Source organism: Zoogloea oryzae, from assembly GCF_030161255.1.
GTDB lineage: Bacteria > Pseudomonadota > Gammaproteobacteria > Burkholderiales > Rhodocyclaceae > Zoogloea > Zoogloea oryzae.
Map to the genome: position 1 here is coordinate 1 of NZ_BSPX01000003.1, position 26,570 is coordinate 26,570.

Sequence of the window (26,570 nt, forward strand, 5' to 3'; positions counted from 1 at the left end):
GACATTACCGATTACATCGTCGGGTTCTACAACAACGTCCGTCTGCACTCGACGCTGGGCTACCTGCCGCCCACGGCCTATGAACGGAAAACCGCAGTACAGCACCCTATCGAGGTGTCCGGTATTACTTGACCACTACAGGGAGCAAATTGCTCCCGGTCGGGAGCGTTTAGCTCCCGGTTGAGGGCTTTTTGCTCCCACCCGGGAGCGAAATGCTCCGGGTAAGGAGCAATCTGCTCCCGGTTCGCAGCCTTTTGCTCCGACCCGGGAGCCCAGAGGCCCGAACCCGTCAGCGCGCTACCGGCAGCGGATAGAACAGCTGCTCGTTGCCGATCCGGTAGGCCGAGATCGCCCGGCGGCCTTCGGCCGAAGTGATCCAGCTGATGAAGCGCTCGCCCGCGGCGCGCTTGACGTGGGGGTGCTTCGCCGGGTTCACCAGGATCACGCCGTAGGGGTTGTAGAGCTTGGGGTCGCCCGCATAGACGATGGCCAGATCCTGGCGGTTCTTGAAGCTGGCCCACGTGCCGCGGTCGGCCAGGGTGTAGGCGCCCATGCCGGCGGCCATGTTGAGGGTCGGGCCCATGCCGGCGCCGGCTTCCTTGTACCAGCCCTGCCCTTTCGGATCGACGCCGGCGCTCTGCCAGAAGCGCAACTCGGCCGCGTGGGTGCCGCTGCGGTCGCCGCGGGACACCCAGTTGGCGCCCTTGCGAGCGATGCGCCCGAAGGCATCCACGGCGTCCTTGGCGCCTTTCACGCCGGCGGCGTCGGCGGCGGGGCCCACCAGCACGAAGTCGTTGTACATCACGTCGCGGCGATCCACGCCATAGCCTTCGGCGACAAACTTGTCCTCGGCGGCCCGGTCATGGACCAGCAGCACGTCCGCATCGCCCCGCCGGCCCACGTCCAGCGCCTGCCCGGTGCCCAACGCCACCACCTTCACCGCGATGCCCGAATCCTTCTCGAAGATCGGCAGGATGAAGTTGAACAGGCCCGACTGCTCGGTGGAGGTCGTCGAGGCCAGCACGATGGATTCGCCCGCCTGGGCCGTGGATGCCAGCGCGGCCAGGCCCAGCACCGCGGATTTGAGGAACTTCAAAAAGCCATGCGCCATGGTAGTTCTCCCTGGATGTAAAGCCGCGCGGCCTGGGAGGCCGGGCGGGCGAAAAAGCGTTGCACCGGCGCATGCTCGCACACCCGGCCGGCATCCATGAACACCACGTCATCCGCCAGCCGGGTGGCCTGGCCGAGGTTGTGGGTGGTCATCAGGATGCGGGTGCCTTCGGTGCGGATCTCGCGCACGATGCGTTCGATAGCCTCGACCGAGCTGGGGTCGAGGCTGGCGGTGGGTTCGTCCAGCAGCAGCAGGCGCGGCCGCGTCACCCACGCCCGGGCCAGCGCGAGGCGCTGACGCTCGCCGCCCGACAGCCCGCGGGCGCTGTCCGTCGCCCGGTGGGCCAGCCCGACCCGCTCCAGCACCGCCTGGGCCCGGCTGCGCCGCTCGGCCGCCGCTACGCCCAGCGGACGCAGGGCCAACTCCACGTTGCCGAGGAGCGAATCGCGCAGCATCTTGGGTTGTTGAAAGACCATCGCCACGCCGGACTCCGGCCGTGGCCCGCCGCCGAAATCGATGTGGCCGGATTCCGGCTCGATCAGCCCGCACAGGCTGCGCAGCAGCACGCTCTTGCCGGCGCCGTTGGGGCCCAGCAGGATCGTGATGCCATCACCGCCGAGCTCGAGGCTGAGGCCATCCAGCACAGCACGGCCCGCCACGCGCCAGCGCAAGTCGGTCACCTTTAGCGGAAACACGCGGCCCCCTTCATGCGTAGCGCCGCATCGCCCACTGGCGCAGGGCGTAGGCCACGCCGTTGAGCAGCAGGATCACCGCCAGCAGCACCATGCCCAGCGCCACCGCCAGGGGCAGGTCGCCCTTGCTGGTCTCCAGGGCGATGGCCGTGGTCATGGTACGGGTCGAGCGGTCGATATTGCCGCCGACGATCATCACCGCGCCCACCTCCGACATGGCCCGGCCCAGCCCCGCCAGCACCGCCACCATCAGCGAATGCCGGCAGTCGTGGAGCAGCACCCTCACCCGCCCGGCCCAGCGAAAACCCATCGCGGTGAGCTCCTCTTCGTATTCGCGCCAGGCGTCCTCCACCACCTGCCGGGCGATGGCGGCCATCAGCGGCACCACCAGCACCGTCTGGGCAATCACCATCGCGGTCGGCGAATAGAGCAAACCCAGGCTGCCCAGCGGCCCGGAGCGTGACAGGGCCAGATACACCACCACCCCGACCACCACCGACGGCAAGCCCATGCAGCCATTGAGCACGACAACCAGCAGCTGCCGGCCGGGAAAGCGCCCCACGCCCAGGCAGGCGCCCAGGGGCAGGCCGATGAGCGTGCCCAGCAACACGGCCAGCCCGCTCACCTCGAGGGACAGGGTGACGATCTCCGCCACCTGATGATCGAAGCCGGCAAGGAGCGCAAAGGCATCGGAAAAAGCCGCACCGAGCCCGCTCATCCGCCCCCCCGCTGCATGGCGCGGTCTAGGTGGGCCAGCAGCGCCGCCCGGTCGGGCACATCGCCGGCAACAAAACGGTAGCGGGCGGCAAGCACCGGCAGGCGAAACTGGCCCAGGCGACGTTCGGGGAGCTCAGTCAGATCGATGTCGAGCGTTACCCCGCCCGAGGCCACCCGCAGGCACCCTGGCGACGGCGCCGAGACGCCATCCGGCACGGCCAGCCGCAGCCCACGCTCAAACTCGGCCAGCGTTGCGCCGACCTCCCGGACGAAACCGCCCGGCGCGCTCACATCTTCCGCCATGGGCCGGGTCAGCCTCCGGCGATGGGCGGCCAGATCGCCAGTTCATCGCCCTCGGCCAGCACCCGGCCGGCGCGGGCCGCCGGCGCGATGTAATGGCCATTGACCAGCACCAGGTGGGCGCTCTTCTCGGGCACCCGGTAGGCGGTGATGAGATCGCCCACCGTGGTGCCTGGCACCACGTCCAGCTCGACGATGTTGCCCCGCCGGTCGGCCGGCAGGTAATCCGCAAGGGAGGCAAAGAGCTTGAAGACGACTCGCATGCAGGCTTTCAGGCAAAGGCAGCGGCGGCCTGCCGGCGGGCGACCGAATCCGGCTGGGTGGCGGCCAGATAGGCCTCGAAGAAACGCTGGGGCGACTCAAGCAGCACGTCCTTCCACTTGCCCAGCTTGAGCCGGCCCTGGATCAGCCCGCGCAGGGCGCCCACGTGCTGGGTCATGCCGATGGAGGTGGCGCCGATCAGCACGTCGTCCTTGAACTGGAGGCTGAGGTAGCGGAAGGCGGCTTCATCCACCACCTCGACGCCCTGCCCGTCCGGCTCGCCCCACCACTGCCCGAAGGACGTGGAGATGAGCCCCAGGGTGTCGAGCACGTTGATCGCCAGCACGCCGGGCATCCGCGCGTTGCCGCCGGCCATGTTGATGGCGGCAACGCGGGCCTGATCGGCCGCGTTGGGCTGGATGGCGGAAACCAGATGGGCGCCGGTGAAGAGATCCGGCGCCTCGGCCACGTCGCCGGCCGCGAAGATGCCGGGCACCGAGGTCTCCATCCGCGCATCCACCAGCACGCCCTTGGCCACGTGCACCGGGGTGGCGTCGAGGAATGCCGCGTTGGGCGCGACGCCCGCAGCGACGATCACCAGATCGCAGGCCAGCTTGTCGCCGGTGGAGAGGCTGACGGTGAGCGGCGCATCGCCCCCTTCAGCCCGGTCGATGCGCTCGACGCCGGCGGAGGTGACCACCCGGATCCCCTGCTCCTCGACCCAGCGCTTGATCATGCCGCCGGCCTTGGGCGTCATCATCCGCGGCACCATCCGGTCGCCCATCTCGACCACCGTGAGCTGCACGCCACGCTTGGCGAGGGCTTCCATGATGATGCAGCCGATAAAGCCGGCGCCCAGCTGCAGCACCCGGGCGCCGGGCTTGGCCAGCGCGGCGATGGCGCGGGCGTCGGTGAGCGTCCAGCAGGTCTGCACCTCGGGCAGGTCGACGCCGGGGATCGGCGGCCGCACCGGGTGGGAGCCGGTTGCCACCAGCAGCCGGTCGTAGCTTTCAAAGTGGCCGTCGGCAAACAGCACCGTCTGCTTGGCCGTGTCGAGCGCCACCGCGCGGCCCTCCAGCAGGCGCACGCCCAGGGCGTCGAAGTGGCCCGGCGTCTTGCGCAGGTAGGTGCCGGATTCGTCGATGTTGCCTTCCAGCAGGTAGGGAATCGCCATCCGCGAATAGGACGGCAGGTTCTCGCTGCCGACCATCACGATTTCGTCGCGGGGCGCAGCGCGACGCAGGGCCTCGGCGGCAACCACGCCGGCCGGGCCATTGCCCAGGATCAGATGCTTCATCGGGAAATCCTCATGTCGCAGGCACGACGACGCCGGCCGGAGCCGGCGTCGTGTGCGCTTGGATCAACAGCTCGGGAACCGTAGCGGACGCGGCCCTCAGAGGCCGAGGCGGGACAGCGTCTCGGGCGTGGGTACGCCTTCCTGGGTCCAGCCGCGCAGCTCATAGTACTCCGGCAGCATCTTATCGATGCCATTCACCAGCCCCTTGGCCGGGCCGGTCTTGGCCGGTTCGGTCTTGAGGCGCGGCGGCAGGTCGTCATCCTTGCGGGTGAGGCCGGCGGCGTTGTTGAACTGGCGCTCCATGTTCCAGATGCGCTCGCCCATCAGGTTGAGCTTGTCCATCGACCAGTCGCCCTCACAGGCGGCTTCGATCTGCGGCTGCACATCGGCCACCGTCCAGGCAAACGAGGTGAACACGCAGATGCCAGCCGAGTCGAACACCGCGGTGGCGTCCTGGAAGGCCTTCACCAGCTCGGGCTTGCCGTCGGTGGTAAGCGGATCGGTCTTGACCGGAATGCCCAGCACTTCGGACGCCACGGTGTAGGAACGCAGGTGGCAGGCGCCGCGGTTGGAGGTAGCGTAGGTGAGGCCCATGCCCTGGATCGCGCGGGAATCGTAGGCCGGGAATTCCTGCCCCTTCACCGTCATCGACAGCTCCGGGTGGCCATATTTGGTGCACAGCCGCTTCGAGCCCTGGCCGATTTCCTTGCCGAAGCCTTCGCCCCGGGCGGTCATCTCGGCCAGCCGGGCCAGCGCCTCGGCCGAGCCGAAGGGCGCGTCGATGCCGATCTGCTCCTTGGTAAGCACGCCCATCTCGTAGAGCTCCATCACCGCGCCAACCGTGGCGCCGAAGGAGATCGGGTCCATGCCCTGCTCGTTGCACAGCAGGTTGGCGTACTGCAGGGCTTCCAGATCACCCACGCCGTTGGCGGCGCCCAGTGCCCACGCGGCTTCGTACTCGAGGCCGCCGGAGGCGCCCCAGTATTCGGGCTTGTTCACCACCGTGAAGTGGCCCTTGTCGATCTCGGAGATGCGCCCGCAGGCGATGGTGCAGCCAAAGCACGCGGCGTTGGTGACCAGGTGCGGCTTGTTGTCGCTGGGGCGCTTCTCGTGCATGGCCTCGGCAGAAATCTTGCCGGCGTCTTCAAACTGTACGTCCCGGTGATTGCGGGTGGGCAGCCCGCCCATCTCGTTGATGACGTTCATCAGCACCTGGGTGCCGAACTTGGGCAGGCCCTGGCCGGTGACGGCGTTGTCGGCCAGCACCTTCTTCTTCTCGGCGGTGATCTTCATGAAGGCCTTCATGTCCTTCACGCCCGACACGCCCTTGGTGCCGCGCAGCGCCACGGCCTTGAGGTTCTTCGAGCCCATCACCGCGCCCACGCCCGAACGGCCCGCCGCCCGGTGCAGATCATTGACGATGCAGCCGAAGAGCACCTGGTTCTCGCCCGCGAGGCCGATGGACGAGACGCGAACCAGCGGGTCCTGCAGCTCGTGCTTGATGGTCTCCTCGGTGTGCCAGCAGCTGGTGCCCCACAGGTGGGTGGCGTCCTTCAGCTCGGCCTTGTCGTTTTCCAGGTAGAGGTAGACCGGCTTCGGCGAACGGCCTTCAAAGATAATCATGTCCCAGCCGGCAAACTTCATCTCGGCGCCAAAGAAGCCGCCGGAGTTGGAACAGGCGATGGCGCCGGTGAGCGGGCCCTTGGTGACCACCGTGTAGCGCCCACCGGTTGAAGCCATCGTGCCGGTGAGCGGCCCGGTGGACATGATCATCTTGTTGTCGGGGGACAGCGGGTCGACCTTCGGGTCGACTTCGGAGACGAAGTACTTGGTGGCGAGCCCGCGGGAGCCCAGGTAGTCCTGCGCCCATTCCATGTTGAGGGGTTCGGCGGTGCAGGTGCCGGTGGTGAGATTGACGCGCAGCAGTTTTCGGTTCCAGGCCATGGTCGGTCTCCTTATTCGGTCACAGCGGTGTTGGCCTTGGCGGCCCAGGCGCGCATCTTGTCGATCCCCGTCCAGTCGGCATCCACATAGGTGATCGCGCCGGTCGGGCAGGCTTCTGCACAGGCCGGTTCGCCGCCGCACAGGTCGCACTTCTGGACCTTGCCGCTATCCTGGTTGTAATTGATGGTGCCGAAGGGACAGGCGATGGTGCACACCTTGCACCCGACACACACATCGTCGAAGACCTGCTTGGCGCCGGTGGCCGCATCGACACGGATCGCATCGACCGGACAGGCGTTGAGGCACCACGCATCGGTGCACTGGGTACAGGTGTACGGCACCTTGCGGCCCTCGGTTTCGAAGCTGAAGACCTTGATGCGCGACTTGGACGGATTGATGGCCCCCGTGTGCTCGACCGAGCATGCCATCTCACACTGCAGGCAGCCGGTGCACTTCTTCGGGTCGATGTGAAGCGATTTCCACATGAATGTCTCCTCGTTTTTATTGGCCCGCAGTGGCGAACCGGGGCTGCGTCAGTCGCAATCCACCGCAAGCCATCCGGCCGCGCGAGGATTCGCGGTCAGGCCAGCATACGCAGGCGCGTAGCCGTGTCAATGCGCACCGCCGCAATGATTCCAGCGGTTCCGATTTGTGTTACTAATCAACCCTCTCGACCCACAGCCAGGAGCCCCTCGATGAGCCTCGACCCAGGATGCGCCGCCCCCCGCCAGACGCTGACCGTCCCTGAAGCGCGCCGGACCATCCTCGACGCCGTGGCACCGGTGGGCGGCCACGAATGCGTGGCCCTGCGGGCCAGCCTGGGCCGCCCCCTGGCGCGGGATGTGATCGCCCCGTGCAACGTGCCGGCCCACGACAACTCGGCGATGGACGGCTACGCCGTGCGGGCCGAAGACCTGCCCGCCGACGGCGAGGTGTCGCTGCAGGTGGTGGGCACCGCCTACGCCGGGCGGGGCTTTTCCGGCATCGTCGGGCGCGGCCAGGCGGTGCGGATCATGACCGGCGGCGTGATGCCGATGGGCGCCGACAGCGTGGTGGTGCAGGAGGTAGTGGGCGTCGACGGCGAGCGCATCACCGTGCCCGGCGGCTTGCGGCTCGGGCAGAACGTGCGCCGCGCCGGCGAGGATCTGGCCGAAGGCGGCGTGGCGATCCCCCGCGGCAAGCGCATGGGCCCCGCCGAGCTGGGCCTTGCCGCATCCCTCGGGCTGGCGGAGGTGGCCGTCACCCGGTGCCTGCGGGTGGCGTTCTTCTCGACCGGCGACGAGCTCGCCAGCGTCGGCCGCCCCCTCGCCCCGGGCGAGGTCTATGACTCGAACCGCTACACCCTCCACGGCGCCCTCGCCCGCCTGGGCTGCGAGCTGATCGACATGGGCGTGGTGCCCGACCGGCCGGACGAACTCGAGGCCGCCTTCCTCACCGCGGCCGGCAGCGCCGACGTGGTGCTGACCACCGGCGGCGTGTCGGTGGGCGAAGCCGATTTCATCCGGGATCTGATGCAACGCCTGGGCGAAGTGGGTTTCTGGAAGATCGACATCAAGCCGGGCCGTCCGATGGCCTTCGGGCGCATCGGCAAAGCCTGGATGTTCGGCCTGCCGGGCAACCCGGTGGCGGTGATGGTGACCTTCTACCAGTTCGTGCAGGACGCCCTGCTCAAGCTCTCTGGCGTCGATCCGCTGCCTGAGCGGCCGCTGATGCCGGCCGTGTGCGTGGCGCCGGTGCGCAAGCTGGCGGGCCGCTGCGAATTCCTGCGCGGCCGGCTGTTTGCCGAGGACGGCGTGTGGAAGGTGAAGCCGGCGTCGGCCCAGGGCTCGGGGGTGCTGCGCTCGCTCTCCGAGGCCAACTGCTTCATCGTGATCGACGAGACCCGCGGCGACGTGACGGCCGGCGAGACCGTGCCGGTGCAGCTCTTCGAGGGCCTGATCTGACGTCGCTCAGGGGTTGCGGCAGGCGCCCACGACGCGATCGCCCCGCCGGCCGCAGGGCGTGACGGCGCCAGTTGCGGGCGACGGTACGCCTTCTCCATCCATCCGCGCTTCAAAGGTGCGCCATTCGGCCACGCCGCGTCGGTCGAGCTCCAGCCGCAGCAGCCAGCCCACCCGCCCGGCGGGGACATCGTCAAAGCCGTCGAACACGAAGTTGCCCAGACTGTAGATGATGGGCTTGCCGCGATAAAGCTCTGCCCCTTGCGTGACGTGGGGGTGCCCGCCCACCACCGCCGCGGCGCCGGCGTCGATCATTCGCCGGGCCAGCGCACGCTGGCGGGCCGAGGGTTCGGGCTCGCGCTCCCAGCCCCAGTGCATGAAAGGGATCACCAGATCGGCCCCGGCCTTGCGGGCGGCGCGGATGTCGGCGATCACGTGACTGTCCTCGCTCCAGGCGATGCCGGGGTGGTCGGCGCCCGCCTCGAACACCCGCGGCTTGAATTCGTTGTAGCCGAGCACGGCGATGCGCAGCCCCTTGCGCTCGATCCACAGGGGCGCGTGGGCCTCGACCAGATTGCGCCCGCCCCCGAAGCGGCGGATGCCGGCGCCATCCAGCAGGGCCATCGTTTCGGTGAAGGCCCCCGGGCCATAGTCGCCCGAGTGGTTGTTGGCCAGCGACACCGCATCGAAGCGCCCCTGCAGCACCGACAGCACCCGCGGATGGGCGCGGAAGCTGTAGATCTTGTTGTCCAGCGGCGCGCCGGTGGTGGCCACCGGGCATTCCAGGTTGGCGATGCGGTAGTCCGCACCCGCCAGCAGCGGCGCGACCGCCGCGAGAGGATCGCGCCCGTCGGCCACCACCCGGCCCGGGCCGTCGTCGAGCATCACGTCGCCAGCGAAGATCAGGCTCAGGCTTTCGGCCGCGGCGGCCGGCGCCAGGGCGATCAGCGCGGTGGCGGCCAGCAGGCGTCGCAGGCTCATTTCCGCCCTCCCCCCGCGACTTCGCACCAGTATTCGAGTTCGCTGTCCCGCCGGGGCTCGTAGACCCGCTGCAGCCCGGTGAAGCCATACGCGCCGCGATTGGCGAGGGGCAGCGGATGGGTCGACTGGTGGATGAGCGTCGGGCCGTGATCGAGATCGGCGTAGGTGTAGATCTTCACGGCCGCCAGCTCGCGGGGCTGGCCCTCGAACACCACCCGGAACAGGAAGTGGCTGCCGATCGGTTCGCTCCCGACGCCGTAGGGCGAGGCCACCGGACGAGCCACGTGCAGGCGCGTCTCGCCCCCGTAGGTGGTGTGGCAATGGATGCGCGCGGCGGCTTCGGCCACGCCGGGCGCGACGCTGACGGCCAGGGCGAGGAGCGGGATCGGGAGTCGAATCATGTGTCGTGTTGCCAAGAAAAAAGCCGACCGCGGATTGGGCGGTCGGCTTCTGGTGCTGACTGGAAGCGGGATCAGGCGGTGAGGGCTGCCTTGATCTGTTCCAGGGTGCTCGGGTCTTCGATGGTGGTCAGATCGCCCGGATCACGGCCTTCAGCCAGCGCCTGGATCGAACGACGGAGCATCTTGCCGGAGCGGGTCTTGGGCAGACCGGAGATGAAGTGCACGCGGGCCGGGCGAGCGATGGCGCCGAGGCTGCCGTCCACGATCTTCATCACGGCCTTTTCGAGGGCCACGACCTTCTCGGGGGTGTCGATGGTGGTCGGGTCCTTCACGACGGCGAAAGCCATCGGCATCTGGCCCTTGAGCTGGTCGGCCACGCCCACCACCGCCACTTCGGCGATAGCCGGGTGGGACTGCACCGCTTCCTCGATCTCGCGGGTGCCGAGACGGTGACCGGCGACGTTGATCACGTCATCGGTACGGCCGAGGATCTTGTAGTAGCCGGCGTCGTCCTTGATGCCCCAGTCGAAGCTGGAGTAGACCATCGGGTCCTGGAACAGCGTGAAGTAGGTGGACACGAAGCGCTTGTCGTCGCCCCACACGGTGGACAGGCAGCCCGGCGGCAGCGGCGGCACGACGCCGACGATGCCCTTCTCGTTGGGGCCGCACTCGGAGCCGTCGTCGCGGAACAGGCGCACGTCGTAGCCGTACACCGGGAAGCCCGGGGAGCCCAGCTGCACGTCGTGCTTCTCGACGCCCGGCATCAGCGACAGCATCGCCCAGCCGGTTTCGGTCTGCCAGTAGTGGTCGATGACCTGGATGCCCAGCTCGTCCATCATCCACTGGTGGGAGGTCTCGTCCATCGGCTCGCCGGCGCAGTAGAGGGCGCGCAGCTTGGAGAGGTCGTACTTCTTGAGGAAGGCCGGGTCCTGCTTCTTGAGCACGCGGATGGCGGTCGGGGCGCTGAACATCACGGTGACTTCCTGCTCCTGGCAGATCTTCCACCAGATGCCGGCGTCCGGGCGCAGCGGGGTGCCTTCGTACATGATCGTGGCCATGCCGGCGATCAGCGGGCCGTAGATGATGTAGCTGTGACCCACCACCCAGCCGATGTCGGACGTGGAGAAGAAGGTCTCGCCCGCGTTGCCGCAGTAGATGTGCTTCATCGAGGCGGCCAGCGCCACAGCGTAGCCGCCGGTGTCACGCTGCACGCCCTTCGGCTTGCCGGTGGTGCCGGAGGTGTACAGGATGTAGCTGGGTTCGGAGGACTCGAGCCAGGTGACCGGCACGTTGGCGTCCATGTGGGCGGCGCGCAGGGTGGCGTAATCCACGTCGCGGCCTTCGACCACGACCATCTCTTTGTCGAGGCCACGGTTGACCATCAGCACCTTGGCGGGCTTATGCTCGGCCAGGCTGATGGCTTCGTCCAGCAGGTGCTTGTAGGGCACCGGACGGCCGCCGCGCATGCCGGCGTCGGCGGAGACGATCACGGTGGGCTTGGCATCGTCGATGCGGGTGGCCAGCGAGTGGGAGGCGAAACCGCCGAACACCACCGAGTGGATCGCGCCGATGCGGGCACAGGCCAGCATCGCGAAGCAGGCTTCTGCGATCATCGGCATGTAGATCAGGACGCGGTCGCCCTTCTTGACGCCGAGGCTCTGGTAGATCGCCGCCATGCGCATGACTTCGGTGCGCAGTTCGGAGAACGAATAGGTTTTCTCCTCGTCCGTCTCGGTGGAGATGTAAACCAGCGCCTTGCCGTTGGGGTTGCTTTCCGCGTGACGGTCGACGGCGTTGTAGCAGAGGTTGGTTTCACCGCCCTTGAACCACTTGACGAACGGCGGGTTGGAGAAGTCGTAGATCTGCTCGGGCTGCTTGTTCCAGTGGATCAGCTCGGCCTGCTCGCCCCAGAAGCCGTTGCGGTCTTCGATGGAGCGCTTGTGAAATTCCTTGTATGAAGCCATGGGTTCCTCCCCCAAATAAAGTCCGAACATGGGCAGCGGCGGCGGTGCGTCATGGCGCCCGCTCAGTCGTTGTGGTGCGCTGCCGTTTCCAGGCCGGCTTCTGCGACGCGTGCGAGGGTGGCAAGCGGCAGACCGGACGGGTGCTCGGATTCTATCAATTCCAGCAGAGGAAGGAGGGTCCGGATGGCATCCGGGAGTTTACTGCGCAGCGCGGCATCCGGCCCGGTGGTGGCCAGGTGCTGCAATAGCTGATCGATGCTCACCGGCGGGCGGGCCGGCGGTGCGAGCAGGTCGGGGGTCACCTCGCCGTTGTCGCCGATCACCCGGTTGCCCCCGGCAAGCTGCCCGGCGGTGAGGCGCTCGACGGCGATGCCGATCAGGTGGCTGACAGTCTGCTGCAGTTCGGGATCGGCGGCCGCGATGCCCATGGTCAGGCGGATGCGGATGCGCTCCTCCCGATAGGTCATCACGATGTGCTCGATCGCCCCGCGCAGGCGCATCGCAAAGCCGCAGGCGCCAAGCATGTCGGTGCTGGGCGAGACCACCGCAAAGCGCGCCGGGGCCAGTTCGGCCACGGTGTCTTCCTTGCGCAGCTTGGTGGCCATGATCTTCGACAGCTTGCGATTGACCAGCTGCGCCACGTGGGCGCCGTAGCGGGCCACGAGGGTGTCGAACTGGTCGATCTCGATGACCATCACCGACAGGGCGCCATGCTTGCGCTGGGCGAGCGAGAGCTCCTGGGAGGCGTGGTAGTGCAGATAAGACTGGGTGGCGAGCCCGGAGGCGGGGTCGACCGGACTGGCGGTGGCCAGCGCGGCGCGGCTTTCCTCGAGATCGCGCTGGGTGCGGGCAAGCTGGGTGAGCGCCTCGAGGCGCGCCAGGAGCTCGATGTTGCCGATGCTCTTGGAGATGAAGTCGGTGGCGCCGGCGCTCTTGGCCTTGACGCGCACGTCCGGCTCGTCGTCGCCGGAGATGACCACCACCGGCAGGGTGTTGATGCGCGACAGGCGCGAGGAGCGGATGCGTTCCAGCAGGCCGTAGCCATCGAGGTTGGGCATCCCGATGTCGGTGATCACCGCCTGGATGGTCGGGTCGACCAGCAGCGTCCGCCAGCCGGCCTCCCCGTCCGCTTCCTCACGTACATCAAAGCGGTCCCTCACGTGCCGGATGATCGATGCTCTGACCATCCGGGAATCGTCAATGATCAGAACACGCGGCAGGGCCTGATCGGTTGAATCGTTCATGCTGGGGACTCGCTGTTGGGGACTTCACCCCTTAACGGCAATCACCGTGCGCCCCTTGACCTTGCCGGCGATGAAGTCGTTAAAAACGCCCGGCAGTTCGGCAAACGGCACCGTGCGGGTCATGGCGGCGAGGTGGCGCGGCTTGAGATCGCCCGCCAGGCGCTGCCACACGCGGGTACGGGTCGGCTCACCCATGTAGCCGGAGTCAACACCCAGCAGGCTCACGCCACGCAGGATGAACGGGAACACCGTGGTGTCGAGCTTGATGCTCTGGGCGTTGCCGATGCTGGCCACGGTGCCGGCCTGCTTCATGGTCGAGAGCACCCAGGCGAGGATGTCACCGCCCACGTTATCCACCGCGCCAGCCCACAGGCCCACGTCCAGCGGGCGGGTCTTGGCCGGGTCGATGGTGTCGCGCAGCTTGATCTCGGCCGCGCCGAGATCCTTGAGATAGGCCTCTTCGTGGGCTTTGCCGGTGAGGGCCACCACGTGATAACCAAGGCCCGCCAGCATGTCGATGGCGAGGCCGCCCACGCCGCCGCTGGCGCCGGTGACGATCACCGGGCCATTGGCGGGCGCCAGGCCGTTGTCTTCCATCCGCACGATACCCAGCGCGGCGGTGAAGCCGGCGGTGCCCAGCGCCATGGCGTCAAACAGCGACAGGCCGTCGGGGAGCGGCACCACCCAGCCGGCCGGCACGCGGGCGTACTGGGCGTAACCGCCGTGGTGAGCCACGCCGATGTCGTAGCTGGTGGCGATCACGGCGTCGCCCGGCTTGAAGCGCGGGTCGGCGCTCTCGACCACCGTCCCGCTCATGTCGATGCCGCCCACGCACGGGAAGCGCCGGATGATCTTGCCGGTGCCGGTGGCGGCCAGTGCGTCCTTGTAATTGACGCTCGAATACGCCACTTCGATGAGAACCTCACCAGCATCGAGCTGGTCGACGGTGAGCGGCTCCATCGCGGCGAGCACCTTGCGGTTCTCGTCCTGCCGCAGAACAAAGGCCTGGAACGGGTTCGGGACGCTGGACATGGTTTTGCTCTCCTCGTGAATGGATGCGCAGCGGCATCCTTATGTGTTGGTCGGCCGATTATAGCCTTGGCAACCCGCCTGCCAGCCCCGCGTTCCGCCCCGGGCCTCAATCCCGCGACCGTCCTGCCGTAAATGAGGTCATCACCCGCCGGAGCATGACAATGGCCCTGATCCCACAGCCGTTCGACACCATCGACAGTTACATCGCCTTCTTCAGCCAGGAACCCCTGCCCGTGCTCAAGCACACGGTCAAGGAGCTGCAGGCGATGCTCGAACAGGAGGACAGCATCAACGGGCGAACAGTGGCCGCGCTGGTGCTGTCAGACCCGATGATGACGCTGAAGGTGCTGATCCACATCGAGGCCAACCGGCGCGCCCGGCAGAACCACGACATCACGACGATCGAGCGGGCGATCATGATGATGGGCATCTCACCCTTCCTGCGCGACTTTGCCGACCAGCCGACCATCGAAGGCCAGATTGCCCAGCATCCGAAGGCCCTGGTGGGCGTACTGCGGGTGATCAGCCGCGCCCGCCGGGCGGCCCGCTATGCCCGCGACTGGGCGATCGTGCGCCATGATCTGGACGTGGATGAGGTGACGGTGGCGGCGCTGCTGTCGGAGGTCACCGAGATCCTGTGCTGGTGCTTCGCCCCGACCCTCACCCAGCAGGTGTATGAACTCCAGCGGGTCGACCGCGGGCTGCGCTCGGCGGTGGCCCAGCGCTCGGTATTCAACTTCTCGGCCAAGGAACTGCAGCTGGCGCTGGTGCGCCACTGGCACCTGCCCGACCTGCTGGTGTCGATGATGGACGAGCGATACATCGACAACGCCCGGGTGCGCACCGTGCAGCTGGCCAACAGCCTCGCCCGCCACACCGCCCAGGGTTGGGACAACCCGGCGATTCCCGACGATCTTTCGGCCATCGAGAAGCTGATCCACATCAGCCGCGAGAACCTGCTGGCCCGCCTGCAGGTGCCCCACGAGTCGATCGAGAACCTGCTGGCGGCCGGCGGAGACCCCGACCGCGCCCTGCCTCAGGCCTGACCGGGCTTACTTGCCGCCCGAACGGGCCTCGAGCTCTTCCCAGCGCAGCATCGCTGCCTCGATCTCGCCCTCCAGCGCCTGCAGCCGCGCGTTTAGCTGCGGCACCTCCTGCGGCGCATCCCGATAAATGGCCGGGTCGTTGAGCCGGGCCTGGATCGCGCCCTGCTCGTCTTCCAGCGCCGCGATGCGGTCTGGCAGTGCTTCCAGTTCGCGCTGTTCCTTCCAGCTCAGCTTGGCCGGCTTGTTGCTCGCCGCAGGTGCGGGCGTGGCTTCCTTCTTTGGCGCAGCGGACTTGGGCGTCGCAGCTGGTGCGGCGGCTTCGCTGGTCTTGCGCACCCGCAGCCAGTCCTCGTAACCACCGGCGTATTCCTTCCAGCGGCCATCACCTTCGGCTGCAATCACCTGCGTCACCACGTTGTCCAGGAAGGCCCGGTCGTGGCTGACCAGGAACACCGTGCCGTCGTACTGCGCCAGCAGGTCTTCGAGCAGATCAAGCGTCTCGATGTCCAGGTCGTTGGTCGGTTCATCGAGCACCAGCACGTTGGCCGGCCGGGCGAACAGTCGGGCCAGCAGCAGCCGGTTGCGCTCGCCGCCTGACAGCGACTTGACCGGCGAGCGGGCGCGCTGGGGCGAGAACAGGAAATCCCCCAGGTAGCCGATGATGTGGGTGCGGTGGCCGGCGATCTCCACGTAATCCGAGCCCGGGCTGATGACCTCGGTGAGCGGCGCCTCCGGGTCGAGCTGCTCGCGCAGCTGGTCGAAGTAGGCCACCGTCTGGCGGGTGCCACGCCGCACACGGCCGTCGTCCGGCTCCAGCCCGCCGAGGATGAGCTTGAGCAGCGTCGTCTTGCCGGCGCCGTTGGGGCCGATCAGGCCGATCCGGTCGCCCCGCAGGATGCGCGTCGAGAAATCCCGGACGATGGTGCGCTCGCCAAAGCGCTTGTTGACGTTCTCGAGTTCGGCCACCATCTGGCCGCTGCCCTCGCCCCGGTCCAGCGCCAGCTTGACCGTTCCCAGCCGGTCGCGCCGTGCGCCGCGCTCCCGGCGCAGGGCCTCCAGCCGGCGCACGCGGCCTTCGTTGCGGGTCCGTCGCGCTTCCACGCCCTTGCGGATCCACACCTCCTCCTGGGCCAGCAGTTTGTCGAAGCGAGCGTTGGCCTTCTCTTCGGCGTCCAGCTGGTCGGCCTTGCGGGCCAGGTATTCGGAAAAACGCCCGGGATGGCTGGACAGGATGCCGCGATCAAGCTCGACGATCCGCGTCGCTACGTGGTCGAGGAACACCCGGTCGTGGGTGATGACCACCACCGCCCCGGCAAAGTCGCGGATCAATTCTTCAAGCCACAGGATGCCGTCGATGTCCAGGTGGTTGGTCGGTTCGTCCAGCAGCAGGATCTCCGGCTCGCCCACCAGCGCCCGGGCCAGCGCCACCCGCTTGATGCCGCCACCCGACAGGCTGCCCACCACCGCCTCGCCCGACAGCTTGAGCTGGCCCAGCACCTGCTCGACGCGCTGCTCCAGGCGCCAGGCCTGGGCATCCTCGATCCGGTGCTGCAGGTCTTCGAGCCGGGCCAGCGCGGCCTCGCTGGCGTCCTCGGCCACCGCCAGGGTTGCCGCGTGGTAATCCACCAGCAGCTGGGCCACGTCGCCCAGGCCGTCGGCCACGGTGGCGAACACGCTGCGCTCGAGGGGGAAATCCGCCTCCTGGGGCACGTAGGCCACCCGCGCGCCGGGCTGGCGCCACAGCCGCCCGTCGTCCAGCGTCGCCTGCCCCGCAAGCGCCTTCAGCAGGCTTGACTTGCCGCTGCCGTTGCGCCCGATGAGCGCAACCCGCTCGCCGGGGTCGAGCTGAAAGGCCGCCTTGTCGAGCAGGGCAACATGGCCGAAAGCAAGGCAGGCATCGTCGAGGGTGATCAGGGGCATGGCGAATCCGGGAGGCTGGCGCAGGAAAGCTGCGGATTCTACCCTGCCAGGCCGCCCGGAGCCCTTTCCGGCGGCTACCGGGCAGCACGAGGGCTGTCTGCAAGTGCGTCACACACCCCGCAAAACATGCTTGACGAACGATCGGTCAATCTGTTTAATACGAATTGTTCTCATTTGCTTTAACAACTACCGTGACAACCCCTGACGAAACAGCCAAGGCTGCGCATCACCCAGAGGCCCCACGGGTACAAGCCGGTCACATGGACACGCCGATCCGGAGCAAGGATCTGTTCGATAACCGCAGCTGCATCTTCATCGAACACGAAGGCATGATTTATGCGTTGCGTACCACACGTGCCGGCAAACTGATTCTCACAAAATGATGCTCACCACTCATCACCGCCATCCCGTGCTTCCGGTCTCATCCGGGTCTTCCCGCCTCTCTGCCACCGGCGTCGCGCTCTGGCTGGCTGTGGGGCTTGCCGGCGGGTATGCGGCGATCCAGCTGGTGCTGCAGCTCTATCCGATCCACTGAACGCCTGGCTGTCCAGAAGCGCTGGAGGAAACAGGACAATGTACGTTTGTGTTTGTCGTGCAATCACCGAAAAACAGATCGAATCCGCCGTCGCCGGCGGCGCTCGCCGACTCCGTGATCTTCGGGTAGAGTTGGGCGTCACCGAGGAATGCGGGCGGTGTGCCCGGTGCGCCAAGCAGTGCCTGCATCAGGCCCTCGACAAGCAGCACCCGCCCCAGCTCCTTTCGCACGGCATCCGTACATTTCCATTGATCCAGGAGGCAGCATGAAAGGCGACAAGAAGGTCATCCAGCATCTGAACAAGCAACTCACCACCGAGCTGACCGCCATCAACCAGTACTTCCTGCATGCACGCATGTACAAGAACTGGGGCCTCGGCAAGCTGGGCAAGCACGAGTACGAAGAATCCATCGAAGAGATGAAGCACGCCGACATGCTCATCGAGCGCGTGCTGTTCCTCGAAGGCCTCCCCAACCTGCAGAACCTCGACAAGCTGCTGATCGGCGAGAACGTCCCGGAATGCCTTCAGGGCGATCTGAAGCTGGAGCAAGGCGGCCACGCCCACCTCAAGGACGCCATCGCCTACTGTGAATCCGTCCGCGACTACGTGAGCCGCGACATCTTCCAGCACATCCTCGACGACACCGAAGAGCACATCGACTACCTCGAAACCCAGCTCGAACTGGTCGAGAAGGTCGGCATCCAGAACTACCTGCAATCCCAGATGGACGTGAGCGCGTCCTGACGAGGCGTCCCCCGACACCGCGGAAAGCATGAAGACGTGGCATTTTCCGGCGCTGCCGGGATAGAATGCCGCCCTCCTCTCTCCGTAGTTCAATGGATAGAACGGGCGCCTCCTAAGCGCCAGATACAGGTTCGATTCCTGTCGGGGGGACCAGACCCGGCAAGGCCCTCCTCGTGAGGGCCTTGTTCTTTTTGGGGCACGCTTCCGCGTCGCCGATTCGATTCCCCCGACAGGGATCGCGCCAATCTCCGGGCCGCAGCGCAAAAAAAGAGGCCGGCATCACAGCCGGCCTCTTTCTGCATCATGACGACGCGGGTCAGTGCTTCACGACTTCACCGTTCTCAGTCGGCTCGGCCGGCTTGGCGACGGCGACATCCGCGGCAGGGACTTCCGGCAGCGCCTCGGGCATGCGCTCCAGCGCGTGCTCGAGCACTTGGTCGATCCACTTGACCGGGATGATCTCCAGCTCGTTCTTCACGTTGTCGGGGATCTCGGTGAGATCCTTGACGTTCTCCTGCGGAATCAGCGCGCGGGTGATGCCGCCACGAACGGCCGCCAGCAGCTTTTCCTTCAGGCCGCCGATCGGCAGGACTTCACCACGCAGGGTGATCTCGCCCGTCATCGCCACGTCGCAGCGCACCGGGATGCCAGTGAGCACCGACACCAGACCGGTGCAGATCGCGATGCCGGCGGACGGGCCGTCCTTGGGAATCGCGCCTTCGGGCAAGTGAATGTGGATGTCGGACTTCTGATAGAAATCCTCCTGGATGCCCAGCGACTTGGAGCGCCGACGCACCACCGACAGCGCCGCCTGGATGGACTCCTGCATGACCTCGCCGAGCTTGCCGGTGGTCATGATCTTGCCCTTGCCCGGCAGGGCCACGGCTTCGACGGTCAGCAGTTCGCCCCCCACTTCGGTCCACGCGAGGCCGGTCACCTGGCCGATCTGGTTTTCCTTCTCGGCCACACCGAAGGTGTACTTGCGCACGCCCAGGTACTTGTCGATGTTCTTGGCGTTCACCACCACCTTGGCCTTGCGCTTGCCCAGGACCAGCGCCTTGACGACCTTCCGGCAGACCTTCGACACCTCACGCTCGAGACCCCGCACGCCCGCCTCGCGGGTGTAGAAGCGCACGATGTCGCGGATGGCGTCTTCGGTCACCGACAACTCTTCGCGCTTGATCCCGTTGTTCTTCATCTGCTTCGGAACAAGGTAGCGCTGGGCGATGTTGACCTTCTCGTCCTCGGTGTAGCCCGACAGGCGGATGAGTTCCATCCGGTCGAGGAGCGGCGCCGGGATGTTGAGGGTGTTGGCAGTCGCCACGAACATCACGTCCGACAGGTCGTATTCCACTTCGATGTAGTGGTCGACGAAGGTCGAGTTCTGTTCGGGGTCGAGCACCTCCAGCAGCGCCGACGACGGATCGCCGCGGAAGTCCTGGCCCATCTTGTCCACTTCATCCAGCAGGAACAGCGGGTTGCGCACGGCAACCTTGGACATGTTTTGCAGGATCTTGCCCGGCATCGAACCGATGTAGGTGCGACGGTGGCCGCGAATCTCGGCTTCATCACGCACGCCGCCGAGGCTCATGCGCACGAACTTGCGGTTGGTGGCGCGGGCCACCGACTGGCCGAGGGAGGTCTTGCCGACGCCCGGGGGGCCGACGAGGCACAGGATCGGCGCCTTGAGCTTGTCGACGCGCTGCTGCACGGCGAGGTACTCGAGGATGCGCTCCTTGACCTTTTCGAGGCCGTAGTGCTCGGTGTCGAGCACCTTCTCGGCTTCGGCCAGATCCTTGCTGATGCGAGATTTCTTCTTCCAGGGCAGGCCGACCAGGGTCTCGATGTAGTTCCGGACCACGGTGGCTTCGGCCGACATGGGCGACATCAGGCGCAGCTTCTTCAGCTCGGCCTGGGCCTTCGCCATGGCTTCCTTGGTCATGCCGGCGGCCTTGATCTTCTTGTCCATCTCCTCGAGATCGGCGCCGTCCTCGCCTTCGCCGAGCTCCTTCTGGATGGCCTTGACCTGTTCGTTCAGGTAGTACTCGCGCTGGCTCTTCTCCATCTGGCGCTTGACGCGGCCACGGATGCGCTTTTCAACCTGAAGGATGTCGAGTTCGGTTTCGAGCTGGTTGAGCAGGCGCTCGAGGCGCTCGCCCGGGTCGAACATCTCGAGGATTTCCTGCTTCTGCTCGAGCTTGAGCGGCAGGTGGGCGGCGATGGTGTCCGCCAGCCGGCCCGGCTCCTCGATGCCCGACAGGGAGCTGAGAATCTCCGGCGGGATCTTCTTGTTGAGCTTAACGTACTGGTCGAACTGGCTGATGATCGCCCGGCGCATGGCCTCGACCTCGTTGTCCGGCGTCTCGGCGGCGGGCATCGGCTGGGCCTTGGCGACGAACAGGGTGCGCAGGTCTTCGACCGACACCACACGGGCGCGCTGCACGCCTTCGACCAGCACCTTCACGGTGCCGTCGGGCAGCTTGAGCATCTGCAGGATGTTGGCGATGCAGCCCAGATCGTAGAGATCGTCGGCCGAGGGCTCATCTTTGGCGGCAGACTTCTGGGCAACCAGCAGGATGCTCTTGCCGGCCTCCATGGCGTTCTCGAGCGCCTTGATGGACTTGGGGCGACCCACGAACAGCGGGATCACCATGTGCGGGAAGACGACGACGTCGCGCAGCGGCAGCAGCGGCAGTTCGACTTGGTCTTCGGAGAGGTCAAGCGTGCTCGACATGATTATTCCTTTAAAGGCACTAAGGCCCCATATGGGGCCTCAGCGACATCAATTCAAGCAGTCGGATGAAACTTCTTCTGCCTGATTTCAGTTGGAGCCGGAGACCTTGGGTTGATCGGCGTAGATCAGGATCGGCTGGGCGCCGCCATCGATCATGCCCTCGTCGACCACGACTTTGGACACGTTTTCCATGGACGGCAAGTCGTACATGGTGTCGAGCAGCGTCGCTTCAAGGATCGAACGCAGACCGCGGGCACCGGTCTTGCGCTTGAGCGCCTTGCGGGCAATGGCCTGAAGCGCCGCCGGCCGTACCTCGAGTTCGACGCCTTCCATCGAAAACAGTTTCTGATACTGCTTGATCAGGGCGTTTTTCGGTTCGATGAGGATCTGGATGAGCGCTTCCTCGTCGAGCTCCTGCAGCGTGGCGACCACCGGCAGACGACCGATGAGTTCAGGGATGAGACCGAACTTGATCAGATCTTCGGGTTCGACATTGCGCAGGGATTCGGAGACGTTCTTGCTCTCGCGGCTCTTCACCTCGGCGCCGAAACCGATGCCGACCTGCTCGGTACGGTTGCGGATCACCTTGTCGAGACCGTCGAAGGCGCCGCCACAGACGAACAGGATGTTGGTGGTATCCACCTGCACGAAATCCTGGTTCGGGTGCTTGCGGCCACCTTGCGGCGGCACCGACGCGATGGTGCCTTCGATGAGCTTGAGCAGCGCCTGCTGCACGCCCTCGCCGGACACGTCACGGGTGATCGACGGGTTGTCGGACTTGCGGGAGATCTTGTCGATCTCGTCGATGTAGACGATGCCCTGCTGAGCCTTGTCCACTTCGTAGTCACACTTCTGGAGCAGCTTCTGGATGATGTTCTCGACATCCTCACCCACGTAGCCGGCCTCGGTGAGGGTGGTGGCATCGGCCATCACGAAGGGCACGTTGAGCAGGCGGGCCAGGGTCTGGGCAAGAAGGGTCTTGCCCGAACCGGTCGGGCCGACCAGCAGGATGTTGCTCTTCGAGAGTTCGACTTCGTCGTGGGTCTTGGAGAGGTGGCGCAGCCGCTTGTAGTGGTTGTACACCGCCACGGAGAGGATGCGCTTGGCCGCGCGCTGACCGATCACGTACTGGTCGAGGATCTCGGAGATTTCGCGCGGGGACGGGAGTTCACCCTTGATGCCCTTGGCGCTTCCGGTGTCCGCAGTAATTTCGTCGCGAATGATGTCGTTGCATAGCTCGATGCACTCGTCGCAGATGAACACGGACGGACCCGCGATCAGCTTGCGGACCTCGTGTTGGCTCTTGCCGCAGAACGAGCAATACAGGAGCTTTTCGCCGCTCGTTTTCTTGTCCGCCATTACTGCCTTCCTCTCTGTACTGGATGCTTGGAACCGATCAAGCCACGTCGGCGCGGCTGGTGAGAACCTTGTCGACGATGCCGTAACGCACGGCTTCTTCCGCCGACATGAAGTTGTCGCGATCCGTGTCCTTTTCGATGGCTTCGACAGGCTGGCCGGTGTGCTTGGCGAGCATGTCGTTGAGCTTGGCGCGCAGGGACAGGATCTCGCGGGCGTGGATCTCGATGTCCGAGGCCTGGCCCTGGAAACCACCCAGCGGCTGGTGAATCATGATGCGGGAGTTCGGCAGCGAGAATCGCTTGTCCTTGGCTCCGGATGCAAGCAGGAAGGCGCCCATGCTGGCCGCCTGCCCGATGCACAGGGTGCTCACGTCCGGCTTGATGAACTGCATGGTGTCGTAGATCGCCATGCCGGCCGTGACCGAGCCACCCGGAGAGTTGATGTAGAAGAAGATGTCCTTGTCCGGGTTTTCGGACTCGAGGAACAGCAACTGGGCCACGATCAGGTTGGCGGTCACGTCATTGACGGGGCCGACCAGAAACACCACCCGCTCCTTGAGCAGGCGCGAGTAGATGTCGTACGAACGCTCGCCGCGACCGCTCTGCTCGACCACCATCGGGATCAGGCCGAGACCGACCGGATCCCAGTCACTACGAGAAAACGGGGGTGTCAATGGATTCATTTCCTGTCGCTTTCCGCGGAATTAAGCCGCATTGCCCATAAGTTCGTCAAAAGAGATGGCCTTGTCGGTCGTCTTGGCGTTGCTCACGACCCACTCCACCACATTGTCCTCGATCACCAGCGCTTCGGCCTGGGCCAGGCGCTGGGGCTGGGAGTAGTACCAGCCGACCACTTCGCTCGGATCTTCGTAGCTGGCTGCGAAGTCTTCAATGGTGGCACGGATCTGTTCCGGCTTGGCAAACAGCTCCTTGCTCTTCACGAGCTCGGACATGATCAGGCCGAGCTTGACGCGGCGGGCCGCCTGCTCGCCGAACCAGCTGGCGTCGATCGGCAGGTCCTTGGTCTGCATGCCGCGGGCTTCGAAGTCACGCTTGGCGTTTTCGGCAAGGGTCTGGGATTCCTGAGCGACGAGAGCCTTCGGCACTTCGATCGGGTGGGTCTCGATCAGCACGTTCATGACGCGCTCCTTGATCTTGGCCTGGATGCGACGCTTCACTTCGCGCTCCAGATTGGCCTTCACTTCTTCGCGCATCTTGGTCACGTCGCCGTCGGCGATGCCCAGGGACTTGGCGAACTCGGCGTCGACTTCCGGCAGCTGCGGCGCTTCAACCTTCTTCACGGCCACGTCGAACTGGACGGTCTGGCCGGCCAGGTTGGCGGCGTGGTAGTCAGCCGGGAAGGTCATGTCGAAGGTCTTGGATTCGCCAGCGGAGAGGCCCAGGGTGGCGGTTTCAAAATCCTTGAGCATCTGGCCGCCGCCGATCACGAAGGCGAAATCGGTCGCCTTGCCACCTTCAAACTCGACACCATCCTTGCGGCCAGTGAAATCGACCACCACGCGGTCGCCATCCTGGGCGGCACGTTCGGCCTGCACGAAAGTGGTGCGCTGCTTGCGCAGGACGTCGAGGGTCTTGTCCACTTCGGCGTCGGTGACTTCGAGTTGCGGGCGCTCGACTTCCTGGCCGCTCACGTCGGCGATCACCACATCCGGGTAGACCTCGAAGACGGCGGTGAATTCCAGGGCTTCGGAGCCGGCGGCTTCCTTCGGCTCGATGTTCGGGTAGCCGGCAACGCGCACGTTCAGGGCGCGGATCTGTTCGCCAAGGACGCGCTCGACAGCAGCGCCGATGGCTTCGGAACGGGCTTGCGGGCCGTAGGTCTGCGCGACCATCCGGAACGGAACCTTCCCCGGACGGAATCCCGGCATCTTGACGGTGCGAGCCATCTTCTTCAGACGGGCATCCACGTCCTTGTCGATTTCAGCCAGCGGCACGGACATATCGATACGGCGCTCGAGTGCGCTCACCACGGTTTCCTGGTTGCTCATGAAAATTCCCTGATCGTTCTTGACAATAACGCCTCACGACACAGGCAGAGAACACAGAGCAAGACTCGTGCCTTCTCAAACCCGACTGCCATGAAGTCGTCGGAAAAACCTTTAGTCTAACACAGCACATGAAATGGCTTGCAGCACAGCCTGCAATGCCGCGCCGATGCGTCGTCTCGGCGCTACAGCCGTGACAAACTCCCGCTCGATCAATGGAACTCCAATTGATCTTCAGCTATCACACAAACTGTAATGACCCGAACTCCGAAGCCTTGATGGGATGCCCACAAGCTGACGAGGTGCTCAGCTCAACGTTCTGCGTAATGTGTCGTTATCCAGGCTGTTGGACGACGACGAAACCGGCACCCGCGCCTGGTGCCCTGCCCCCGGGAGACATCAGATGAGTATCTTCACCAGCTTTCAGACCCGTTACGAAACAACACGGGAAGAGGAAATGTCGGTCCAGGAATACCTGGAACTGTGCAAGTCCGACAAGATGGCTTACGCCAGCTCCGCCGAGCGGATGCTCCAGGCGATCGGCGAGCCGGAGCTTGTCGATACCCGTCTCGACCCCCGCCTCTCGCGCATCTTTTCCAACAAGATGATCAAGATCTATCCGGCCTTCCGGGATTTCTACGGAATGGAGGAATCGATCGAGAACATCGTGTCGTATTTCCGACACGCGGCCCAGGGTCTGGAGGAAAAGAAACAGATCCTCTACCTCCTCGGGCCAGTGGGTGGCGGCAAGAGTTCGCTCGCCGAAAAGCTCAAGTCACTCGTCGAGAAGATCCCCTTCTACGCCATCAAGGGCTCGCCGGTACATGAATCCCCGCTCGGGCTGTTCAGCATGGACGAGGACGGCGCGATCCTCGAAGACGACTACGGCATTCCCCGGCGCTACCTCAACACCATCATGAGCCCGTGGGCGGTCAAGCGCCTGCACGAGTTCAATGGTGACATCACCAAGTTCAAGGTGGTCAAGCTGCGCCCGTCGGTGCTCCGCCAGGTTGCCGTGGCCAAGACCGAACCCGGCGACGAGAACAACCAGGACATCTCGTCGCTGGTGGGCAAGATCGACATCCGCAAGCTGGAGCAGTATTCCCAGGACGACCCGGACGCCTACTCGTACTCCGGCGGCCTGTGCCTCGCCAACCGGGGGCTGCTGGAGTTCGTCGAGATGTTCAAGGCGCCGATCAAGGTGCTGCATCCGCTCCTCACCGCCACCCAGGAAGGCAACTACAAGGGCACTGAAGGCTTCGGCGCGATCCCCTTCGACGGCATCGTGATGGCCCATTCCAACGAATCGGAATGGGCAGCATTCAAGAACAACCGCAACAACGAGGCCTTCCTCGACCGCATCTACACCGTCAAGGTGCCCTACTGCCTGCGGGTATCGGATGAGGTGCGGATCTACGAGAAGCTGCTTACCAACAGTTCGCTGTCCCACGCCCCCTGCGCGCCCGACACCCTCAAGATGATGGCGCAGTTTGCGGTACTGTCGCGCATCAAGGAGCCCGAGAACTCCAGCCTGTTCTCCAAGATGCGGGTGTACGACGGCGAGAACCTGAAGGACACCGACCCGAAGGCCAAGAGCTACCAGGAATACCGCGACTACGCTGGCGTCGACGAAGGCATGAACGGGCTCTCCACCCGCTTCGCCTTCAAGGTGTTGTCCAAGGTGTTCAACTTTGATCACCGCGAAGTGGCTGCCAACCCGGTGCACCTCATGTACGTGCTCGAGCAGCAGATCGCCCAGGAGCAATACCCGCCCGAGAACGAAGCCAAGTACCTGGCCTTCATCAAGGAATTCCTCGCCCCGCGCTACGCCGAGTTCATCGGCAAGGAGATCCAGACCGCCTACCTCGAAAGCTACAGCGAGTACGGCCAGAACATCTTCGACCGCTACGTGACCTACGCCGACTTCTGGATCCAGGACCAGGAATACCGCGACCAGAACACCGGCGAGATCCTCGATCGCAACGCGCTCAACGACGAGCTCGAGAAGATCGAGAAGCCGGCCGGCATCAGCAACCCGAAGGACTTCCGCAACGAGGTGGTGAACTTCGTACTCCGCGCCCGTGCCAAGAACAACGGCAAGAACCCGAGCTGGACGAGCTACGAAAAGCTCCGCGCGGTGATCGAGAAGAAGATGTTCTCCAACACCGAGGATCTGCTGCCCGTCATCAGCTTCAACGCCAAGGCCAGCGGCGACGAGCAGAAGAAGCACCAGAACTTCGTCAATCGCATGATCGAAAAGGGCTACACCGAGAAGCAGGTCCGCTTGCTCTGCGAGTGGTATCTGCGCGTCCGCAAGTCGTCCTGACCGCACGACCGCCGGC

The 26,570-nt window shown here is 65.5% G+C and carries 25 protein-coding genes and 1 tRNA gene; 8 read left to right on the forward strand and 18 right to left on the reverse strand.

The features are described from left to right. Positions 1 to 289 precede the first annotated feature (289 nt). The 8 genes from QQK25_RS01965 to QQK25_RS02000 form a co-directional block, all read right to left on the reverse strand. Entirely contained in the window at positions 290 to 1,111 is an 822-nt protein-coding gene (locus tag QQK25_RS01965) for an ABC transporter substrate-binding protein (RefSeq protein ID WP_284186498.1), read from the reverse strand. After that, positions 1,093 to 1,806 (reverse strand): ABC transporter ATP-binding protein, encoded by a 714-nt coding sequence (locus QQK25_RS01970; protein ID WP_284186499.1) that lies wholly within the window; start codon positions 1,804 to 1,806, stop codon positions 1,093 to 1,095. The genes QQK25_RS01965 and QQK25_RS01970 overlap by 19 nt, the downstream gene beginning before the upstream one ends. A gap of 10 nt (positions 1,807 to 1,816) precedes the next feature. Continuing rightward, positions 1,817 to 2,521 (reverse strand): ABC transporter permease, encoded by a 705-nt coding sequence (locus QQK25_RS01975; protein WP_284186500.1) that lies wholly within the window; start codon positions 2,519 to 2,521, stop codon positions 1,817 to 1,819. Then, positions 2,518 to 2,823, reverse strand: a complete 306-nt coding sequence (locus QQK25_RS01980; protein WP_284186501.1) for a hypothetical protein — start codon at positions 2,821 to 2,823, stop codon at positions 2,518 to 2,520. Before QQK25_RS01980 ends, QQK25_RS01975 begins: the two co-directional genes overlap by 4 nt. An 8-nt stretch (positions 2,824 to 2,831) precedes the next feature. After that, the gene (locus QQK25_RS01985; protein WP_284186502.1) at positions 2,832 to 3,083 is read right to left on the reverse strand and encodes a MoaD/ThiS family protein; all 252 of its coding nucleotides are present in this window, start codon (positions 3,081 to 3,083) and stop codon (positions 2,832 to 2,834) included. Positions 3,084 to 3,091: 8 nt separating this feature from the next. Further along, positions 3,092 to 4,378 carry an NAD(P)/FAD-dependent oxidoreductase gene (locus tag QQK25_RS01990; RefSeq protein WP_284186503.1) on the reverse strand — a complete coding sequence of 429 codons (1,287 nt, stop codon included), beginning with the start codon at positions 4,376 to 4,378 and terminating at the stop codon, positions 3,092 to 3,094. A gap of 96 nt (positions 4,379 to 4,474) precedes the next feature. After that, the gene (locus tag QQK25_RS01995; protein ID WP_284186504.1) at positions 4,475 to 6,322 is read right to left on the reverse strand and encodes an aldehyde ferredoxin oxidoreductase family protein; all 1,848 of its coding nucleotides are present in this window, start codon (positions 6,320 to 6,322) and stop codon (positions 4,475 to 4,477) included. Between the two features lie 11 nt (positions 6,323 to 6,333). Continuing rightward, the gene (locus QQK25_RS02000) at positions 6,334 to 6,807 is read right to left on the reverse strand and encodes a 4Fe-4S dicluster domain-containing protein (RefSeq protein ID WP_284186505.1); all 474 of its coding nucleotides are present in this window, start codon (positions 6,805 to 6,807) and stop codon (positions 6,334 to 6,336) included. 210 nt (positions 6,808 to 7,017) lie between these two features. On the opposite strand from QQK25_RS02000, the gene moeA reads away from it, so the two are divergent. After that, positions 7,018 to 8,265 carry a molybdopterin molybdotransferase MoeA gene (gene moeA, locus QQK25_RS02005; protein WP_284186506.1) on the forward strand — a complete coding sequence of 416 codons (1,248 nt, stop codon included), beginning with the start codon at positions 7,018 to 7,020 and terminating at the stop codon, positions 8,263 to 8,265. Positions 8,266 to 8,271: 6 nt separating this feature from the next. On the opposite strand, the gene QQK25_RS02010 is transcribed toward moeA, so the two are convergent. From QQK25_RS02010 to QQK25_RS02030, 5 genes are all read right to left on the reverse strand, one after another. Beyond that, positions 8,272 to 9,243 carry a CapA family protein gene (locus QQK25_RS02010; protein WP_284186507.1) on the reverse strand — a complete coding sequence of 324 codons (972 nt, stop codon included), beginning with the start codon at positions 9,241 to 9,243 and terminating at the stop codon, positions 8,272 to 8,274. Continuing rightward, the gene (locus QQK25_RS02015) at positions 9,240 to 9,644 is read right to left on the reverse strand and encodes a hypothetical protein (RefSeq protein WP_284186508.1); all 405 of its coding nucleotides are present in this window, start codon (positions 9,642 to 9,644) and stop codon (positions 9,240 to 9,242) included. The genes QQK25_RS02010 and QQK25_RS02015 overlap by 4 nt, the downstream gene beginning before the upstream one ends. A gap of 71 nt (positions 9,645 to 9,715) precedes the next feature. Further along, entirely contained in the window at positions 9,716 to 11,608 is a 1,893-nt protein-coding gene (locus tag QQK25_RS02020) for a propionate--CoA ligase (RefSeq protein ID WP_153161052.1), read from the reverse strand. 62 nt (positions 11,609 to 11,670) lie between these two features. Further along, positions 11,671 to 12,852 carry a GGDEF domain-containing response regulator gene (locus QQK25_RS02025; RefSeq protein ID WP_284186509.1) on the reverse strand — a complete coding sequence of 394 codons (1,182 nt, stop codon included), beginning with the start codon at positions 12,850 to 12,852 and terminating at the stop codon, positions 11,671 to 11,673. 24 nt (positions 12,853 to 12,876) lie between these two features. After that, positions 12,877 to 13,884 carry an oxidoreductase gene (locus QQK25_RS02030; protein WP_284186510.1) on the reverse strand — a complete coding sequence of 336 codons (1,008 nt, stop codon included), beginning with the start codon at positions 13,882 to 13,884 and terminating at the stop codon, positions 12,877 to 12,879. Positions 13,885 to 14,045: 161 nt separating this feature from the next. Between QQK25_RS02030 and QQK25_RS02035 the strand changes: the two genes are divergently transcribed. Then, the gene (locus tag QQK25_RS02035; RefSeq protein WP_284186511.1) at positions 14,046 to 14,930 is read left to right on the forward strand and encodes an HDOD domain-containing protein; all 885 of its coding nucleotides are present in this window, start codon (positions 14,046 to 14,048) and stop codon (positions 14,928 to 14,930) included. A gap of 6 nt (positions 14,931 to 14,936) precedes the next feature. Here QQK25_RS02035 and QQK25_RS02040 read toward each other — a convergent pair whose 3' ends face one another. Continuing rightward, positions 14,937 to 16,850, reverse strand: a complete 1,914-nt coding sequence (locus tag QQK25_RS02040) for an ATP-binding cassette domain-containing protein (RefSeq protein WP_284186512.1) — start codon at positions 16,848 to 16,850, stop codon at positions 14,937 to 14,939. 260 nt (positions 16,851 to 17,110) lie between these two features. Between QQK25_RS02040 and QQK25_RS02045 the strand changes: the two genes are divergently transcribed. The 5 genes from QQK25_RS02045 (at position 17,111) to QQK25_RS02065 (ending at position 18,283) form a co-directional block, all read left to right on the forward strand. After that, a complete protein-coding gene (locus tag QQK25_RS02045) occupies positions 17,111 to 17,233 on the forward strand; it encodes a hemin uptake protein HemP (protein ID WP_153161047.1) in 123 nt (40 codons plus the stop codon). Next, positions 17,230 to 17,385 (forward strand): hypothetical protein, encoded by a 156-nt coding sequence (locus QQK25_RS02050; protein WP_284186513.1) that lies wholly within the window; start codon positions 17,230 to 17,232, stop codon positions 17,383 to 17,385. The genes QQK25_RS02045 and QQK25_RS02050 overlap by 4 nt, the downstream gene beginning before the upstream one ends. 38 nt (positions 17,386 to 17,423) lie before the next feature. After that, entirely contained in the window at positions 17,424 to 17,654 is a 231-nt protein-coding gene (locus QQK25_RS02055) for a (2Fe-2S)-binding protein (RefSeq protein ID WP_284186514.1), read from the forward strand. After that, positions 17,651 to 18,130 (forward strand): bacterioferritin, encoded by a 480-nt coding sequence (gene bfr, locus QQK25_RS02060; protein WP_284186515.1) that lies wholly within the window; start codon positions 17,651 to 17,653, stop codon positions 18,128 to 18,130. The genes QQK25_RS02055 and bfr overlap by 4 nt, the downstream gene beginning before the upstream one ends. A gap of 78 nt (positions 18,131 to 18,208) precedes the next feature. Next, positions 18,209 to 18,283 (forward strand) — tRNA-Arg (locus QQK25_RS02065). Positions 18,284 to 18,446: 163 nt separating this feature from the next. Here QQK25_RS02065 and lon read toward each other — a convergent pair. The 4 genes from lon to tig form a co-directional block, all read right to left on the reverse strand. Further along, positions 18,447 to 20,864, reverse strand: a complete 2,418-nt coding sequence (lon, locus tag QQK25_RS02070; protein WP_153161043.1) for an endopeptidase La — start codon at positions 20,862 to 20,864, stop codon at positions 18,447 to 18,449. A gap of 87 nt (positions 20,865 to 20,951) precedes the next feature. After that, positions 20,952 to 22,223 carry an ATP-dependent Clp protease ATP-binding subunit ClpX gene (gene clpX, locus QQK25_RS02075; RefSeq protein ID WP_284186516.1) on the reverse strand — a complete coding sequence of 424 codons (1,272 nt, stop codon included), beginning with the start codon at positions 22,221 to 22,223 and terminating at the stop codon, positions 20,952 to 20,954. Positions 22,224 to 22,260: 37 nt separating this feature from the next. Then, positions 22,261 to 22,905: an ATP-dependent Clp endopeptidase proteolytic subunit ClpP gene (gene clpP / locus QQK25_RS02080; RefSeq protein ID WP_153161041.1), complete on the reverse strand. Its 645-nt coding sequence runs from the start codon at positions 22,903 to 22,905 to the stop codon at positions 22,261 to 22,263. 21 nt (positions 22,906 to 22,926) lie between these two features. Continuing rightward, complete coding sequence (gene tig / locus QQK25_RS02085) at positions 22,927 to 24,231, reverse strand: trigger factor (RefSeq protein ID WP_284186517.1); 1,305 nt, start codon at positions 24,229 to 24,231, stop codon at positions 22,927 to 22,929. Positions 24,232 to 24,631: 400 nt separating this feature from the next. Here tig and QQK25_RS02090 point away from each other — a divergent pair, with 400 nt between their 5' ends. Continuing rightward, the gene (locus QQK25_RS02090; RefSeq protein ID WP_284186518.1) at positions 24,632 to 26,554 is read left to right on the forward strand and encodes a PrkA family serine protein kinase; all 1,923 of its coding nucleotides are present in this window, start codon (positions 24,632 to 24,634) and stop codon (positions 26,552 to 26,554) included. Positions 26,555 to 26,570: the final 16 nt, after the last annotated feature.